The sequence below is a fragment of the Paenalicyclobacillus macrosporangiidus genome (assembly GCF_900116805.1).
Lineage (GTDB): Bacteria > Bacillota > Bacilli > Alicyclobacillales > Alicyclobacillaceae > Alicyclobacillus_H > Alicyclobacillus_H macrosporangiidus.
This window is the reverse complement of record NZ_FPBV01000015.1, coordinates 17,594-34,565: the sequence shown is the minus strand read 5'-3', so window position 1 is coordinate 34,565 and position 16,972 is coordinate 17,594. Positions and strand designations below refer to the sequence as shown.

Annotated in this window: 15 protein-coding genes; 12 read left to right on the top strand and 3 right to left on the bottom strand. The window is 55.5% G+C overall.

All coding sequences use genetic code 11. The features are described 5' to 3' along the window. Positions 1-168 precede the first annotated feature (168 nt). The 7 genes from BM357_RS19385 to BM357_RS12630 are packed head-to-tail and all read left to right on the top strand — an operon-like array spanning position 169 to position 8,126. On the top strand, positions 169-375 hold the full coding sequence (locus BM357_RS19385; RefSeq protein ID WP_139234709.1) for a hypothetical protein: 207 nt from the start codon (positions 169-171) through the stop codon (positions 373-375). Next, positions 372-1,193 carry a hypothetical protein gene (locus BM357_RS12655; RefSeq protein WP_074953968.1) on the top strand — a complete coding sequence of 274 codons (822 nt, stop codon included), beginning with the start codon at positions 372-374 and terminating at the stop codon, positions 1,191-1,193. The genes BM357_RS19385 and BM357_RS12655 overlap by 4 nt, the downstream gene beginning before the upstream one ends. Next, complete coding sequence (locus BM357_RS12650; RefSeq protein ID WP_074953964.1) at positions 1,135-3,099, top strand: VirB4 family type IV secretion system protein; 1,965 nt, start codon at positions 1,135-1,137, stop codon at positions 3,097-3,099. The genes BM357_RS12655 and BM357_RS12650 overlap by 59 nt, the downstream gene beginning before the upstream one ends. A gap of 1 nt (position 3,100) precedes the next feature. Further along, positions 3,101-4,219 carry a hypothetical protein gene (locus tag BM357_RS12645; RefSeq protein WP_074953961.1) on the top strand — a complete coding sequence of 373 codons (1,119 nt, stop codon included), beginning with the start codon at positions 3,101-3,103 and terminating at the stop codon, positions 4,217-4,219. A 15-nt stretch (positions 4,220-4,234) separates the two neighbouring features. Continuing rightward, positions 4,235-5,662 carry a hypothetical protein gene (locus tag BM357_RS12640; protein WP_074953959.1) on the top strand — a complete coding sequence of 476 codons (1,428 nt, stop codon included), beginning with the start codon at positions 4,235-4,237 and terminating at the stop codon, positions 5,660-5,662. Next, positions 5,659-6,918: a transglycosylase SLT domain-containing protein gene (locus BM357_RS12635; RefSeq protein WP_074953956.1), complete on the top strand. Its 1,260-nt coding sequence runs from the start codon at positions 5,659-5,661 to the stop codon at positions 6,916-6,918. Before BM357_RS12640 ends, BM357_RS12635 begins: the two co-directional genes overlap by 4 nt. Before the next feature lie 2 nt (positions 6,919-6,920). Then, on the top strand, positions 6,921-8,126 hold the full coding sequence (locus tag BM357_RS12630) for a hypothetical protein (RefSeq protein ID WP_074953953.1): 1,206 nt from the start codon (positions 6,921-6,923) through the stop codon (positions 8,124-8,126). Between the two features lie 34 nt (positions 8,127-8,160). Here the strand turns inward: BM357_RS12630 and BM357_RS12625 are convergent, their stop codons facing one another. Both BM357_RS12625 and BM357_RS12620 read right to left on the bottom strand, forming a co-directional pair. Then, on the bottom strand, positions 8,161-8,745 hold the full coding sequence (locus tag BM357_RS12625; protein ID WP_139234708.1) for a hypothetical protein: 585 nt from the start codon (positions 8,743-8,745) through the stop codon (positions 8,161-8,163). Continuing rightward, entirely contained in the window at positions 8,687-9,505 is an 819-nt protein-coding gene (locus tag BM357_RS12620) for a ParA family protein (RefSeq protein WP_074953947.1), read from the bottom strand. The genes BM357_RS12625 and BM357_RS12620 overlap by 59 nt, the downstream gene beginning before the upstream one ends. A 761-nt stretch (positions 9,506-10,266) precedes the next feature. Here BM357_RS12620 and BM357_RS12615 point away from each other — a divergent pair. The 3 genes from BM357_RS12615 (at position 10,267) to BM357_RS12605 (ending at position 13,840) form a co-directional block, all read left to right on the top strand. Next, on the top strand, positions 10,267-12,414 hold the full coding sequence (locus BM357_RS12615) for an ATP-dependent helicase (protein WP_074953944.1): 2,148 nt from the start codon (positions 10,267-10,269) through the stop codon (positions 12,412-12,414). Positions 12,415-12,527: 113 nt separating this feature from the next. Next, positions 12,528-13,340, top strand: coding sequence for a Dam family site-specific DNA-(adenine-N6)-methyltransferase (locus tag BM357_RS12610; RefSeq protein WP_074953940.1), 813 nt, complete (start codon positions 12,528-12,530; stop codon positions 13,338-13,340). Beyond that, entirely contained in the window at positions 13,337-13,840 is a 504-nt protein-coding gene (locus BM357_RS12605) for a PD-(D/E)XK nuclease superfamily protein (RefSeq protein ID WP_074953938.1), read from the top strand. Before BM357_RS12610 ends, BM357_RS12605 begins: the two co-directional genes overlap by 4 nt. 281 nt (positions 13,841-14,121) lie before the next feature. Here BM357_RS12605 and BM357_RS20495 read toward each other — a convergent pair whose 3' ends face one another. Further along, on the bottom strand, positions 14,122-14,250 hold the full coding sequence (locus tag BM357_RS20495) for a hypothetical protein (protein ID WP_281245599.1): 129 nt from the start codon (positions 14,248-14,250) through the stop codon (positions 14,122-14,124). A gap of 208 nt (positions 14,251-14,458) precedes the next feature. On the opposite strand from BM357_RS20495, the gene BM357_RS12590 reads away from it, so the two are divergent. Then, the gene (locus BM357_RS12590; protein WP_245783984.1) at positions 14,459-15,580 is read left to right on the top strand and encodes an RNA-guided endonuclease InsQ/TnpB family protein; all 1,122 of its coding nucleotides are present in this window, start codon (positions 14,459-14,461) and stop codon (positions 15,578-15,580) included. Positions 15,581-15,825: 245 nt separating this feature from the next. Further along, the gene (locus tag BM357_RS12585) at positions 15,826-16,947 is read left to right on the top strand and encodes an RNA-guided endonuclease InsQ/TnpB family protein (RefSeq protein ID WP_175511524.1); all 1,122 of its coding nucleotides are present in this window, start codon (positions 15,826-15,828) and stop codon (positions 16,945-16,947) included. Positions 16,948-16,972: the final 25 nt, after the last annotated feature.

Genomic DNA, 16,972 nt, shown 5'->3' with positions numbered 1-16,972 from the left:
GTCTCCTCAACCGGGCTGAGGCTGATCGGTCCTATAACCACGAAACACCTGTTGTTTCTTGGGATCGGCCTGGCCGTGTTTGCGCCCCTTGGTGCACTCTGCGCTCTGGTGGCTTACCTTCTCCCTGGCCCCTCCTCCCGCGTCATTGTGGGAGGAGGACTGGGGGTTTTGCCAGGATTGGTTCTCGCCGTCATCCCCTTACCGAAACAGCGAATCAACGCTCTGACCTGGGTATGGCGGAAAGCTCGGTTTAAATTCAAGCCGCAAATCTACCGGTATGACTTATCGTACCGCGAGTTGCGCCACCGCCGGGAGATGCATGACTGGCTTGCCGACATCGCGGACGCTGCCAAGCGTGAGGGGGTGGAACTGTGAACCACATGCTGATGTGGTTAGGGGGCGGCGGCGTGTTCACCGCGGTTGTCGCCGCCACTCTCATCTCGGAACTGCGCAAGTCAAAGCGCGGAAGCGAGAAGAATGAGACGTCAGTATCGGTCAAGCCAAAAAAGGTCCGACCTCTTCAGGAGTTCTTGCCCGTCGAGCGGGCTGAGCCAACGGGAGAAATCCAGCTTGTAGGCGGCGGCTATCGCCGCCTTATTCGAGTCGGCAACATCAATCCGTATGCCCTGTCGGAAGCAGAAATTCGCTCAATCCGGGATCACTTCCAGACCATGTTTGGCATGTTCCATAACCCGGTCCAATTTATCGTTCAGGGCCGCCGGATGGATTTGACTGACTACCGCCAGGACTTCCAACGCACTTACACACGTACGGCGGAAAAATGGGGTTCGGACCTGCTCTTGGAATACGGCCGGCATGTAGAAGCTCACCTGGTCGATCAAGGGAACAAACAACGTACAGTTCGTGAAAATCTGTTCATTACCCAGGTGGATGCCGGGTTGATTGGAACAAAGGATCCCGATGATTTGTTGCGGGTGCTCAATCAGGAAACTGAGACTGCTCTCTCCGGACTGACCCGATGCCGGGTTTCCCCCCAGATCATGAGCCTGGAGGAATCCATTGAAGCGCTCCAGTTCTTCTGGAACCGGGACCGAGTGCATGCCCGTGCCCGGGATGCCGTCCGTTACGGAGGCCTCAAGGAATACCTGACGGGCGAAGAGGAGGTGAAACTCGATGCGTTGGTTTCGCAAAGGACAAGCCGCACAGCAGCAGGAAAAGCCGTCCAAGCGTAAACGTGACAGCCAACGCGAACAACAAGCCTTGGAGGAAGTCTGGGGAGAGCACGCCCCGACTCTCCAGGACGTTATAGCAACGGCCAGTCAAGCGCAGTTTCGCCCGACGTACGTGGAGATCGCCCCCAACAGTTACCGTCGGACGTACGTGGTAACCCGCATGCCCAACCGCGTGCACTTTGGGTTCCTAAACCAGTTTTTCAGATTCGGCGCGGACGTCGACGTTTCGGTGCATATCGAACCTGCGGATTCGGCCCGCCAGATCCGAAAGATCACCCAGGTCATCTCAGGCCTTGAAGCGCAGATCGCGATGGACATCAAGGCTGACCGAACCGAAAACGTCACTTTCAATCGCCGCCGTATTGAGGAACTCGACAGTCTCCGCGCTGCATTGCAGGCAGGAGAAGAAAAGATGTATTACCTGACGGTCGTTCTCACCGTCAGCGCGGAAAGTCTGCCGGCTCTGGAACGAGCCTGCGCCACGTTGGAGCGTGAGGGCCCCGGGCGCGGATTTCAACTCTTGGACGCGGCTTATCTTCAGCAGGAAGGTCTGTTAACGGTGTCTCCATTGGGGATAAACAAGTTGCGGTTCCCCATGGAGGTGTTCGGCAGTTATGTTGCCAACATGTTTCCGTTTACCTCCAGCCAGTTTTCACATCGCCGCGGTCCGTTGGTCGGATTCGACTTGGTCTCCGGAGCACCGATGTTCTACGACGCGTGGCATGACGGACTGACGAACGCAAACATGTTTGTCTGTGGTGTGTCGGGCGCCGGCAAATCGTACTTTCTGAAGATGCTCATCTCCCACAGCGTTCTGCACGACATCCAAACCGTCGTGATTGACTGGGAAGGGGAGTATCCGCCTCTCGCCAAGGCCCTGGGCGGAGCGGTGGTCACCATCGACTATGACGCACCGGACAAAATCAACCCCTGCGAACTGGAGGAAGAAGAGTACATCGATCCGGTCACCGGTCAGAAAAAGGCGCGGGTGGACATCGCAGAGAAAATCGACGAAATGACCAACTTCACCCGCTACGCCGCCAGTCTGACGGGTTCGGACGACCTGACTGGCGCGGAGATTGCGCTTATCAATCGCCTGTGGGAGGAGATTTACCGCAAGGACTTCAGATTCACGGAGGACCCTAATTCCCTGTATGATCTCCCCCACCAACTGCAAGGCCAGTCCTTGCAGATGCGCCGTCGCCGTAAACAACCTCAGTTCTCGGATTTCTACCAGAAACTGCGCAAAGTCGCCACCGCTGATCCGCGGTATCAGAACCTGGCCGACCGTCTCGAACGGGTTACAGCAGGCAAGACATTGGGCCTGTTCGACTGTCAGAGCACTCTCCGACTGGCACAAGCGCCGATTGTGGTGTTCGATCTCTCTCGTTTAAGCGAAAACAGCGATTTGCGAAAGCTCGGCATGTACGTGGCGTTGGAGTGGATCATTGAACGGTTTATCAAGAAAAATCCCGGGCAGAAAAAGCGGGTGCTCGTGGACGAAGCGCAAGAAGCGCTGAAAAACCGCGAGGGAACACCAGCGGGGAACCAGGCGGCCTTGTTCCTGGACACAAGTTTCACGCGGATTCGCAAACGTGGCGGTTCCGCAGTGGCAGCCAGCCAGCAATTCCGAGTGTTTGCGGCCAGTGAATACGGTGCCAGCATTATCCGTAACTCAGCCACTAAGTGCCTGTTGCGGCAAGACAGACAAGATGCGGCCGCGCTGCGTGAGCTGTTCTCATTGGCAGATCACGAACTCGAACAGCTCTTTGAGTTCGAACGCGGCCAGGTACGGTGGGATGTCGGAGGCGAGATCGTCTATTCCTACTACCAAGCCACCCCTGCCGAGGACAGGCTGTGGTCTACCAAGGTCGTAGCGGCGGAGACGGAAGGAGTGGCAGATTGACATGAGCAACGATCTTTTATCTTTGACGCACTTCGTGCTGGCCATTCTTATGGCCGGGGCCGCCGGTTTCGCCCTCGTCCAAACAGGGCTCGCAGGAATCGCCATAATCTCCACGTCTCCGCAGAAGAAAGCAGAAGCACTGGGGAGGGTGAAATGGATCGTCATCGGGGCGATCCTCGCCCTCTCCGCCTATACTCTCACAGCGCTCGTGTCGTGGGAGATGACTCAGGTCTCCGGTGGACAAACCGGTGGCAGTCTGACGACTTCTCCGCCCTCTGATTCGCAGCTGATCCAGTTGCCAGGCATGACGGACTCGGGAGAGGGCATCAAGGGCTGGCTCATGGACGCGACATTCGCTGTGCTCGCAGGTCTCTTGGACGCCCTTGCAGCCATCTTTTGGGCACTCACTGGATTTACCGGCCCCGCTGCGATGATCACGGCCAACATTTGGACGCCAGATAAGAACGACTCATGGGTGATGGGGATTTTCTCGACGCAAACATGGTCGGCGATGATGTACGTTCAGCACTCGTTGTACGCCCTGGTCGCCATCGCCGCGCTCATCTCATTCGTGATTCAAGGCATTCAAATCGAGAACGCGCCATCGTCCGCCATTGCCAAAGAGAGAGCGGCAACACTGGCCAAGAACGTTGTGGTGGCAGGCCTCGTGCTGGGTCTGACTCCTTACGCACTTGGTTTGCTCAACGCCGGGGTATCTGACTTGACCCAGTGGGTGTTGAATTTGAGTGCGTCTCATGATCAACAGTTAGCCCCAAACAGCTTCTGGGGGTTCTTGTTCTATGATGGCACGCAGTCTAGCGCCGATTTCATCGCCAATTTGAAACTGTTCGCAGGAACCTCATCCGGAAGTCTTATCGGGAATTCCTTGTTCAACCTCCTGATGAGCGTCGTGAATCTTTGCATGTGGGTGACGTACCAGTGGCGCCGGGTCGTGCTGGCCATCCTCATCACCCTGATGCCCCTGTTTGCCATCGGTCTCGTGACCGGAAAGCGCGTAGACCTCATCGTCCATTGGTGGAAAGAAGTCACAGCTTACATGCTGCTACCATTCGTCGCGGCGCTGTTTCTGCTGATAGCACGAGTGTTCATTGGGATCTAAAGGAGGCGGATAAGCATGACCACCGGGCCATTCCTGGATTTTCTCGTCGCTGTAGTTGCCCTTGTGCTCATGCTGCAATCACATAGACTCATCCGCAGTTTTCTCGACCATCTCATCCCTTATGGAGGCGGAGGCCGGAGCGGTCCAGGGGCCCTTTTGTCTGGGCTTATGGAAGGGATCGGGATTGGAATGGGAGAGAAATTTCTTGGCGCCGGGGTAAACGCCATGAAAGCCACTGCAGGCTTGGCTGCATCGGCGGGAATCGCCGGTCTCGCAGGAGCTAGGGCATTTCTCAAGCAAGCGTCTTTGAAAAAGCACTTGCCGAAGATCACCGGACGAGATGACTCCGCAGTTAAATCAAGCAGTCCGGGTAACGTTTTTGAATCGCTCACTGGGGGAAATGACGCGGCGCTGGGGCTGCCGTCACCGGAGGCCGAGGCCTGGACAATGTTCGATCCGTTCACTTCCCAGACGCATCGTGGCCCTGGGATAGCCCGGGTTTTGAACACCACCGGCACCGCCGGTACGACTGGCGCCTCCACTACTGAGGCTGGAGCTGCGGGTTCCGAACCGAGAAAGGGCCGGAACACCACGGGGTTTGGTTCTTCCGACGCGCCTTTGTTCGACCATGCCTCACGGGTTCACGGGGCTCACACCCGCCTGATGCCATCCTCCATGGAAAAGCTGGCGGCGTTGGAGCAACGTCCGACCTATCGGAATGCGGCCAACGCGTTTCTTGGAGAAGCACGTCGGCGACTGAAACAGGACCTTCACCACAAAGCTACGAGCTTTCACCTTGGGCATAGGTCGAGCGGCTACGCAGGGGCCCACAATATTCTCGGTGTGGCCATGCAGGAATTTGGCGACCGCTCCGCCGAGAGCAAGCTGTATCACGACAGCACCCTTCCGAGTGTGGAACTGCTTCGTGCAGCTGCTGAAGGCGGCCCGAACTCTGACGCGGCCGAAGACCTCACACGTATCGGGCAGTACCAGTCCGAACTGGAACAGGGCATGAGATGGATGATGGAGGGAGACGAGCAACAACAGCGTTTGTCTCCGTCTTACGAATCAGCGAAAGCCGCCTATGAGTTCGCTGAGGACGAGGTGAACGTGGCCGCGGCACGCTTGGATGAAGCACGACAGGCAAAACACGAAGGGACACCCATGTTCGCCCAGCTGCAGGCAGAGTATGAGCATGCAATACGGCGCCGAGACGAAGCCAAGGATCGCTACCTACCGCTCAAAGCCCAAATGGAGCGTGCGAGAAACCTTTCACAACGGGGCGAAAAACGCGTCGTCGACGCGCAAAACTCGATCAGCAGGATCAACTGGAAGTATTATAAGAATCCGTCCCAGTCCATGATGCAGCAGGCCCGGGTACGGGCCAACCGGGTTGGCCTGAGTGATCTCAGTTCCCCGTGGGGTGGGAGGCGGGCCCGGTGACCTCTCAGCACAAAAGGCCCGGCCTGTGGAAGAGAATCACCAACCTGCCTCCATGGAAACTCCTTTTGCTCAGTCTTGCAGCTGGAATGGTCGTTCTCGGCCCGCTCCTAATTGGATACGTCCTCATCAGCGTCGTGTCCAATACCGCGGGCACCTTTTATCTTGGCGCGTTTACGGGGGTACACCTGGACGGAGATCAAGCACAATGGTCACAGGTGGATAGCACCATCCAGCAGGAATATCAGGCTGCGGCCGATCACTGGCAAGACGGCTTGGATGAGAGTCAAAAAGAGATCGTTCGCTCGTACCAATTGGATCTGCCGGCAAGCGTTCTGCTGACATTGGGCAAGTTCATCGACGGCTATCAGAGCCCAAACCAAGCACAGCGCGCGATGGACTACTATCAACTCGTCAAACCACAGTACACGTGGGTGAAGGCCCAGGGCGAAACGATACACAAGTTTTGGACAACACGTACCGTCTGCGACGAGAACGGTTGTACCACGGAGTCTTACATCGCAACGGAGATCACTTATTTCACGGTTTGGGAATTGCGAAAGGCCGAGGTCTGGGACGGCACCTTCACCAGTGAGTGGCAGACCGTGACCATTGGAGGTTTTACCGATGGAGTAGGTACCGAGACAATCACGCCACAAATGGTGGACGGCAACATGCAGTATGACTGGACCCGGCTTTACCAGGCGGCCGCAAAGTACGGGTTCCAAAAGTCCGATGTCGATCCGCTCTGGTTCGATGCCATTTTCGCTATGCAATACAGCCAATACGAAAAAGGAGATATGTTCGCCTGGTTACGCGATCCTAAGGTGGCTCAGTGGGGTCCCATGTTTGGGGTAACGGGACCGATTGCTCCATCGGGCCCACCTCACAAATCTGGGTATCTTCCCAATCAAGAGCAGGTGAAATCGTGGGTTGACCAGGCTTTGCAAGCAGACGACCTGCCGATGTCGTGGGAACCGTACATCCTGGACATTGTTGCCCACGAGAGTGGAGGGGATCCATACGCATACAATCCACAGGGCATCGACCCCATGACGGGCGGGCCGGGCAATGAGCATGCGGAAGGTATCATGCAGACCCTTCCGTCTACGTTCCAAGAGTTCGCTGTGCCCGGGCACGAGGACATATGGAACCCCGTCGACAATCTGATGGCTGCCCTGCGCTACATCGAAGTCAGGTACAAGGTGCCCTGGGCTATCAACGGAATCGGCAACAGTTTGCCATACAGGGGGTACTAGGAATGGCGAAGTTGGTAATCGCAACAGGTCTAGACGACCTCGATGAGGCCTTACGGAACAGATACAAGGACCTCTACACCGTACAGACTGTATCGTACCTGCAAGGCCTCACCGTCCTTCCTTTGGACCAGGGCGACGTCGTCATCCTGACCCGCGTCCTCCCCGACTCCGGCGCGGGCGACGCGGGATTCGTAGCTGTCGTCGAACATCTCCGTCGGCGCGGAGTTCGTATTGTGTTCCTGGACCAAAGCCGCCCCGCGGGCGACCCGCTGGTAACCGCTCTCGTCCACCGGGGCGTATACGATCTCTTGCTCGCGGACGAGATCGTTCTGGAGGCTGTGTTCGAGCGTATTGACCACCCTGGCACCTATGGAGACGTGCAGGCCTTCGTACAGATGGAGGATGACCTGTACAAGGGACAGCGCTCTCGAAAACCACTCACGTGGAGAAAAGACGCGCCGGAATCTGTCGAGCAATCAACGGAACCGCAGACTGCCAAGCGTCCGGCCGTACGACCCGGTTTACGCTTATCAGACTGGCGCGCACGCGGTCCCATCACCAAGTCAGCGGAGCCACGTGCGCGCGGGCCCCGCGTGGTCACCGTGAGCGGCCTGCCCGGGTCAGGTGTCTCTTTTGTAGCTTTGCACCTGGCACGTGCCCTGGTGAATCGAGACATTACGGTGCTTATCGAGGCCAGCGACCGGCCGATTCTCACGCGCTGGCTTCACGGCCCAACAGACTGGGACGGCGCTAATACCTGGGTTCACGGTGGATTGAGCCTGAACGAGACGTGGCGCCTGTCCGACGGGTTGATGGTGTTGCCCGCCCAAGGTTGCGGTCCGTCACTGGCTTCGGTGCGTAAAGCCTTACGCGGCATTCCAGACCAGGTGACAGTTGTCATCGACGCGCGTTTGTCAGACCTCGAGGATTCCGTTGACGTACTCGTTGTACCACCAGACCCGGAGAAAGTCTCACTCGTTTCCCATCTCTCACCTAAACTGCTGGTGGTCAACATGGCGCCGAACCGGCTCCCTGTACATCCGGGAGAGTACGCTGGCGCTTGGAGCAAGACCGTCGTGTGTACTTGTCCGTTCCTACCTGATCAAAGCCTTGCTGTCATTGAGGGACGCGCGTTGGATGGACTGGAGGAGACCGGACAAGTGTGGATGGACGCCCTGCTCACCCCTGCGCTCGATTCACGACCATGATAGAACCGCGGCGCCGGGTTCCCGGCCACCGCGGTTACGGTTTCCTTCTATGCTGTTTCTGTCGTGCCTGAAGTTGAACTTCCATCTCGTCGCAGAACCGTTCGAGCAAATGCTGTATGGTCCTTTCTTTAAATCCCCGTGGTTCCTTCATAAGACTGGCGATACGGTCGAACCGCTCCAAGAGTTCAATCGGTAGTTCGTACGTTGCCTTCCTGTGTGTATCCTTCTTTGTTTTCTTCGACTTGATCTCTCTGACAACCTGGTCTGCAATGGATGCAAGTCCCTTTGACAAGTCAATATCACTTGTCTCTTTTACTTCCTGATGTCCCATGCCATTTTCAAAGGTGCTGTTAACTTCCACTTGTGTCTTGTCATCGGAACCTGTTAAGGCGACTGATGCCAGTGATTCCGCACGGTCGGTAGTAGTTTCAATGGGAGGCTGCACTTGGTCTACTACCGCAGGCCCCTGCACCGATTCATCGGGAACCCCAACCGCACCAACGATGGTCTCAAGAATGTCTTTCTTCTGGTCAATGCCCTCGTCCACGGACGAGGCGGTATTAGTTGTCCGCCGGTTCATTCGTTGCAGCAACTGTTCGGCTTTCGTACTCGCTGACACGTGTCATCAACTCCTCGATGAAGCTTTCGTACATCTGCAGAGCTTCGCGGTCGTTCTTCGTCCGCTGTTCGATTCCAGTGATCGCAAACTCCGCTACCCGCGCGCGACGGTGGATGATGGTGTCGAACACCAGATCTTTATATTCATCGCGGGTTCTCGCCAAGATGCCTTGACCCACTCCGGTTCTTGGATCGATCACTGATGTCAGGATACCGAGCACGTTCATAGCCGGGTTAACCTGCTCCTGAGTCGCCACCAGGATCTCCAAGTAGTTCCCGAGGGCGTTGTAGCAGAACGGCTCCGCCTGAAGCACAACGATGTTGTGGTCGGCCGCCGTGATGCCGTTGATCGTTTGTTCGCCCAAATTCGGCGGCAAATCGATGAGGATGTAGTCGTAGTCATCTGATACCACAGCCAACGTTTCCTTCAGGACGGTCGCCTTCTGCCGGCCGCGGTACTCAGTGTACAGCCAACGCGCAAACTGGGAGAGGAAATCGTCAGCCGGCAGGATGTGCAGGTTGTCGCTGACTTTGTAGATGTACTCTCGGGGATTCCGAGTTTTAATTGCCTCCAACACGGTTTTCTCACGAAAGATTTGAAGGTCATCATAGCCCGTCAGGAGTTGTGTCAAGTTCCCCTGAGAGTCAAAGTCGACCGCCAACACCCGGTACTTCTGTGACAAGAGCCACGCGGTTATGCCAGTGGTCGTGGTCTTCCCAACACCGCCCTTCTGAATCCCGAACGTGAATACAGTTGCCACGGTTACACCTCCAAACGCCGGTTTTCCTCATATTCTACTACTGGTTCTTTAGCCAAGGATCAAACAGAATACTCTTATGCCTTACCAAGGCGCATGTTACGTTCACTTTTATATTGTCATTGTTTATTTGACTTGTCAATTTCACTTGTGCCTTCTTATTTATCCAGGCACCTTTATCAATACCATTCTTAAACCTGAAGTTCCCTTATCGTTACACAATCTATTGTAAGAGTCTACTTTCACTTGTTATTTTGCCTGTGGCTTTTGTTAATACCGTGGCCCTTCTACTTTTACCATTCACGTTTGACTTCTATTTGTTTTGGGCACAATTCACATACCATTTCTACAAGCACCATTAGCTTCTATTTCTATCTTCCTAATGTCACTTAATATGTTGAATGTGTATTGTTGATTGTACTTTTGCATGAACCACGTTACCTGTACTTTTCCATAGCACACGTTACTTTCACATTTTCATTGAACTTTTATATGGACCCTACACCTTGTACAGGTCACATGTGATTGTCGATGTAACTAATTCATTCCTTATGTGAAAAGTGTTTTTGAATGATAACAGTCGATGGTGTTGGTTCATGTCAAAAGTACCTTCCCATGGTCAATTGCCAAGGTGAATGGTTCAGGTGAATGGCCATAGTCAATGGGGGAAAGAACTTGAAACCACCCTTACATGGGGATTGCACAGATTTTGCGTCCTTCCTCGAAGTGCCTCATACCACAATGGGATCGAGGGGGCGAACGCCATGGCGGGGTGGATTGAGGCGTCAACAAGTCGAGGAACGATCCGGCTCAACTATGCCGAGTTGGTAACCGGTCCGGGACACATGCAGGAACTCCTCCAGGACCTGTACCGCGAAAACGCGACACTCTTGTGCATGTGCAAACCCGAACGACCCGTACGCATGCACATTCGCCGTTATCAGACGCGTCCTCCGGCTTATTGCCTCGTAACGAACCCTCGCGGCAAGCACGCCCCAGACTGCCCGCGATTCTTTACCCACATTTTCAGGTTTCCGTCAATCCCGGAGTCTGTACAAACTTCAACAACCTCGGCGACGCCCGACCCTGCAGAGGCGGTATACGCCAACTGGGAAAGGAGTACGTTCTACGTGCCGTCACTTCAAGAACTCAATCCCGCTCAGCAGGAGGCAGCCCGACACACAGATGGACCATGTATGGTGATAGCCGCCGCAGGATCCGGTAAAACGGCCGTACTCATCGCAAGGATACAGTACCTGATTGAAAGCGGTGTCGACCCGCGTTCAATTCTCGCCTGCACGTTCACTCGCAAGGCGACCGATGAAATGCGAACCCGACTCGTAGACGTGGTGGGAAGGGATGCAGCCAAACAAGTCACCATTGGCACAATGCACGCTGTAGCCTATCGCATGCTCAAATCGTTCCTGAAGGACGACTGGAAAGTTGCCGCAGACCCAACCTGGCTCATGGATACTGTACTGTCTGAACCGAGCAACCTAAATCCCCACGGCGTGGGGCCACTATACGCCAGCTCACAGGAGGCCCTGACGAACGTATCCCGGGCCAAAGCAGAGGCCCTTATGCCGGAGCAAGTTCAGGACAATACACTGGCAAAGGTGTATGCTGCATACGAGGCGCTCAAGGCCGAACGGCACATCCTTGATTTCGACGACATGCTGTTGCACGTACTCAGGTTCTTCAAGACCAACTCGGACTTTCGAGACCGTTGGAGACGCCGCTGGAGATACGTGCTTGTCGACGAATTTCAGGACACAAACTACTCGCAGTGGCTGTTCTTGTTGGAGCTCGTACGCAACACACGAAATCTCTTTGTGATTGGCGACGACTTTCAGGCCATTTACGGTTTTCGAGGCTCCCGGCCGGATCTGATGTTTCAGTTCCAGAAGGAATTTCCGGATGCCAGGAAGATCGTACTCGACATCAATTATCGGTCGCACGACCTGATACTTGAACTTGCCGGCCGAGTGATAGCCCTAAACCGCGGTCACCAAATCGAAAAACGCGTGCATGCGGCGCGCGAAGTATCGGAGGACACATCCACCGCGGAAATCATCACAACCAAATCGGACTGGGGAGAGGCCAAATTCGTGGCCGAAGAAATCGCACGGTTGCATGAGCGGTACCCCCGGATTCCGTGGAGCGAATACGCCATCTTGTACCGCACAAACGTTCAGTCTCGCGCGTACGAAGAAGCCCTGGCTGAGCAGGACATACCATACCAGGTCGTGGGGGACAAGCATTTTTACGAGAACCGAGATGTGAAGACGCTTCTGGACTATCTCCGTGTCACCATCGACCATTCGGATCCTGCAACCTGGATACCACTGCTCAACCGCCCAAGACGATTCATCCCAAAGCAGGTCGTGGACGAGGTAAAGGCCGGCGGGTGGGAAGCGGTCATGGCGCACCCCAAGTGCCGATCATTTCGCGAAACCGTGGAGGAGCTAAGTCGCTACGAGAACCCCGCAGAAGCATTGCGATGGCTGGTCCAAACGCACCCGACAGTAGTGCGCCAACAAGACGATGACGAACCAGTCACATGGGTGGACGCGCTCATTCGATCAGCGTCGAGATACAAAACGGTGCCGGAGTTCCTGTGGTATGTGGACTGGGTAATTGAGAAGTCCAGGCAACCCAAGGATGATGCGGTTCAACTCATGACCATCCACAAGAGCAAGGGTCTCGAATGGTGGACGGTCTTCGTGGTGGACCTGGTTGAGGGAATACTTCCTCATCGCAAGTCCCTATCCGGCCCCAGCCTCAGAGAAGAAACCAGGCTGTGCTATGTTGCCATCACCCGCGCCAAGGAGAACCTGTATCTCATGGCTGCCCAGCAATACGGCGGAGAGCCCGTAGAACTCTCCAGATATCTCCGTGTGCTGCAGGAATAGCCAACCGAATCTAACCCGGCTGTTCCAGCGCAGCCATGGCTTGTCCTGTAGAATGAAGTACAGGTCGGAGCTCAAACCTCCGCCAACGACGTCAACGACGTAAGGAGAGGTATATGCGACCATTCCTCAAATGGGCCGGCGGGAAGTACCGCATCGTTGAGCATATCAAACGTCGATTGCCACCTGGACGCCGGCTCATAGAGCCATTCGTAGGTTCAGGTGCAGTTTTCTTGAACACGGACTACCCAGAGTACGTGTTGTCCGACATCAACCAAGACCTCATCCAGGTCTACGAGACACTCAAACAACATGGAGATTCGTTCATCACGTACTGCGAGACGTTGTTCGTACCCGAGAACAACACGTCTGAGCGGTACTACGCGCTCCGTGCAGAGTTCAACGAGACAACGGATCCATGGCGCAAATCCGCCCTGTTCGTGTATCTCAACCGTCACGGATACAACGGCCTGTGCCGGTACAACACGAGTGGCCAATTTAACGTCCCATTTGGAAGGTACAAGCGCCCGTACTTTCCAAAAGAGGAAATGCGGTACTTCGCGCAGAAAGCTCAACATGCCATATTCGTGTGCCAAGACTTTCGCGTGGTCATGCGCCAGGCCCAATCTGGTGACGTGATCTACTGCGACCCGCCATACGTCCCACTCTCGGACACCGCGAATTTTACTGACTACGCGGCCGGAGGATTCGGACCGGACGACCAACGGGACTTGGCACGCCTGGCTACGACGCTTGGAGAGCGGGGCATCCCGGTCCTCATCTCCAATCACGCGACGGATTTCACGGAAAACGCGTACGCCGCGGCAGATGTGGAGCACCTCGAGGTGCGTCGTTTCATCAGCTGCGACGGAGAAAACCGGGGAACAGCAACTGAAGTTCTCGCACTCTTTGGAGGTACGCACCAATGAACCGTCCGAGCACCCAGGGTGGATTCGCAAACAGTTCCGGCACCGTCTTGGAACGGATGATACGCGAAGTCATGACCAGTAAGGGCTTCACGGTCGTCCCGTTCTCCAAGTACATCAAGCGCCCGGAACGATACGGCACCGAGCTGCTACTCCAACACGCACCGTACACGTCGATCTATGGCCACGAGGGCAAGACCGAATTCTTGCTCGTCTCAGCAGATTACAACCTGCGCATTCGGATCGAATGCAAATGGCAACAATCCTCGGGAAGCGTAGACGAGAAGTACCCGTACGTCTACCTCAATGCCATCGAGGCCATGCCAGAAAAGGATATTTTTATCGTTCTTGGCGGTTCGGGAGCAAAGAAAGGGGCCATGGATTGGCTCAAACGTGCGGCACAGGAACGACTGTATGGCGCTGATGTAGCCGGGAAGAACATCCGCGTCATGTCCTTGGACGATTTCGTAACCTGGGCCAATCGGACTTTTCGCACCCATTGACCACAACAAACATCCGTTCATGTACAGCTACAGCGAGGCAACGAGGGATAGCCAATGGTGATAATCACGAATCAATGTCCCAAGTGCGGCAGAACCAGCTCAGACTCGTACTGCAAATTCTGTCGAACCCCCATGCGCCGTTTCGAGATCGAGCAGATGACGCTCGGATTGTTCGATGACGACGAAAAGGACGTGCAGGTGGAACCCACACGTCCCCAGCTCCAACTCATCCCGGGCGGCCGCAGGGACCTGGTTTGAAACAGGCCCTGCGCCGAACTGAGTTAGAAAGACTTCTCCACCAAACGCAGGTCAATCCCGAGTGCCCCTGCGATGATCTGGACGGTAGCGGGGTGTACGTCTTCGAGAAAGTTCTCAGCGTCAAACACATCGTCCGGGGTCACCCCGGCCATGATCGCAACCTCCGGAATGGTTAGTCCCCGCATGGCCCGGGCGATGGTTAACGCAGCTGAAACGAGCGGCAGCATGCATCATCACCTCCGCTTGGTTCAATGCTGCGAAAGGTCACGTTCGGGGGACAAGGGTTCTACAAAGGATTTAAAATCGGAATAGTGTGTTGAACTCACCATATGATTTGCGCGGAAGCCCCTGTCTTTAGGCATGGGGAGGAAACGCGCTCTTATTGTATTGAACGATTTGTGCTATAATAACGGCATGAACCTGACGTTGATGGTCAAGCTGCTACCCACAACTGAACAGCACCAAGCGTTGCTTGAGACGATGGAACGGTTCAATGCGGCTTGCAATGCGATTGCGGAAGTGGCTTTCGAACATCGCACTGCAAACAAGATCCGGTTGCAAAAGCTCGTGTACGACAGTATCCGCAAGGAATTTGGGCTTTCAGCCCAAATGACCGTCCGTGCTATCGCTAAGGCGTGCGAAGCGTACAAGCGAGACAAGTCGATAAAGCCGACATTCAAGCCGCATGGCGCCATCGTATATGACCAACGCCTCCTTTCTTGGAAAGGTCTTGATCGCGTGTCCATCCTAACGCTTGGCGGCCGCATCTTGGTCCCCATTTTGTTTGGCGAGTACCAGGCTGCACGCCTCCAGCGGATTCGTGGACAAGCCGACCTGATTTACCGCGATGGCACCTTCTACCTCGCTGTCGTTGTGGATGTCCCAGATCCACCACAAGGTGCTCCAAATGGATTTCTTGGCGTGGACTTGGGCATTAAGAACATCGCGACAGACAGCGACGGCGAGGTGTTTTCTGGAGGGCACGTGAACGGACTGCGCCATCGCCACGCACGCCTTCGCCAACGCCTGCAATCGAAAGGCACAAAGTCTGCCAAGCGTCTGCTGAAGAAGCGTCGCCGCAAGGAAGCCCGTTTCGCCACCAACGTAAACCATCGCATTGCGAAAGTGCTGGTTGCGAAAGCCAAAGACACCGGGCGCGGGATTGCACTTGAAGATCTCAAGGGCATTCGTGACCGGATAACGGTTCGCAAGGCTCAGCGTCGCACCCAGCATTCCTGGGCATTCCATCAGCTTCGCTTCTTCATCGAGTACAAGGCACGTTTGGCGGGTGTGCCCGTGGTGTTCGTCGATCCGCGCAATACATCTCGAACATGTCCAAGCTGCGGTCATGCGGACAAACGCAATCGCCCCACAAGGGATAATTTTGAGTGTGTCGAATGTGGGTTCGCTGGCCCAGCCGACACCATCGCTGCGGTGAACATTCGCCGTAGGGCTGAAGTCATGCAGCCGTACGCGGTATAGCGCAGGCTACAACTGCAAGCCCCGCCCTTTAGGGCTGGGGTTCATGACCATACACATGAACCCAACGCACACGAAGTGTATGTTTCTGTCGGGCGCGAACGAGATGTACATAAAAAGCGGCGTAAGCGGATATCTTATCAGTCTATACCGGCGCGGAGACCCCTGTCTTTAGGCATGGGGAGGAGCGTCGCCATCCTCTTTCTGCGAAATGTGCTAGGGTATGAAATATGAGGAGAACGATCCGATTGTTGTTGAAACCCACAACCAAACAGGAGGAAATTCTGTTGCGGACCCTCGTGGAGCACACCGCTTGTTTTAACGCTGTCTGTGCTGTTGGCTGGCAGAAGCGTTGTAAGAACGGTGTGACGCTGCACCACGAGACGTACCGCACTCTCCGTGTGGAACATCCGGACTTGCCTGCGCAACTTTTGATTGCCGCGCGGGTGCGTGCGACGGAGGCCGTCAAGTCCGCTTTGAACCGGTTGAAGAAAGGCAGCAAGACGTCTTGCCCCCACGGGAACTTGGTCCCGATCCGGTACGATGCGCGGACATACACATTTCACCCGAACGCGAGTGTTGTCAGCCTTTCTACGGTTGCAAGCCGTCAGTCGGTTGAATTCGCTCGCAATCCACATGCGGATCGTCTCCTCGCTCAAGCTACTGGCTTCGATAGCGCCGATCTGGTCTATCGAAAGGGCCGGTTTTGGCTGCATCTCGTGGTGACCATTCCAGATGCCTCCTTCTCCCCAACCGGGAATGTCGTCGGCGTGGACATGGGATTGAACCATCCCGCTGTCACATCCACCGCCAACTTCCTCGGTGAGAAGCGTTGGAAAGAGATTGACCGCAGGTATTTCCGATTGAAGCGTGCGCTTCAGGCGAAAGGCACTCGCTCGGCCAAGCGGCATTTGCGCCGCCTGTCCGGGAAGGTTCACCGCTTCCGCCGCGATTGCGACCACGTTCTCAGTCGGCGTATCGTCGATTCCGTTGAACCCGGCACTGTGATTGTCGTCGAGAACTTGAATCACATCCGCACGCGCGTCAAGCAACGCGGACGAGAGTCCCGCCGCCGCTTGCATTCGTGGACGTTTGCACAATTACGTTCGTTCCTGAAATACAAGGCGGTGGAGAAGGGTTGCGTTGTCGTTGGCATTGACCCTCGCCATACGTCGCAGATGTGCTCATGTTGCGGATACGTCCACCGTTCTAACCGACGGACGCAATCACGCTTCTTGTGCCGGAACTGCGGATTTGAACTGAATGCTGATTTGAACGCGGCTCGCAACATTGCCCGGAAGTACCTTGCCAGCAGTGGCATGGCTGCTACTGGCGGGCTGCTGTCAGCCAGCCTATCGTGCCAGCCGTAAGGCTAGGTGCAAGCCCCGCCCTTTA

Bases quoted from the DNA above. Each gene is read 5' to 3' on its own strand.
- BM357_RS12650 (WP_074953964.1), top strand. From the start codon at position 1,135: ATGCGTTGGTTTCGCAAAGGACAAGCCGCACAGCAGCAGGAAAAGCCG.
- BM357_RS12645 (WP_074953961.1), top strand. From the start codon at position 3,101: ATGAGCAACGATCTTTTATCTTTGACGCACTTCGTGCTGGCCATTCTT.
- BM357_RS12640 (WP_074953959.1), top strand. From the start codon at position 4,235: ATGACCACCGGGCCATTCCTGGATTTTCTCGTCGCTGTAGTTGCCCTT.
- BM357_RS12630 (WP_074953953.1), top strand. From the start codon at position 6,921: ATGGCGAAGTTGGTAATCGCAACAGGTCTAGACGACCTCGATGAGGCC.
- BM357_RS12615 (WP_074953944.1), top strand. From the start codon at position 10,267: ATGGCGGGGTGGATTGAGGCGTCAACAAGTCGAGGAACGATCCGGCTC.
- BM357_RS12610 (WP_074953940.1), top strand. From the start codon at position 12,528: ATGCGACCATTCCTCAAATGGGCCGGCGGGAAGTACCGCATCGTTGAG.
- BM357_RS12605 (WP_074953938.1), top strand. From the start codon at position 13,337: ATGAACCGTCCGAGCACCCAGGGTGGATTCGCAAACAGTTCCGGCACC.
- BM357_RS20495 (WP_281245599.1), bottom strand. From the start codon at position 14,250: ATGGCCGGGGTGACCCCGGACGATGTGTTTGACGCTGAGAACTTTCTC.
- BM357_RS12590 (WP_245783984.1), top strand. From the start codon at position 14,459: ATGGGGAGGAAACGCGCTCTTATTGTATTGAACGATTTGTGCTATAAT.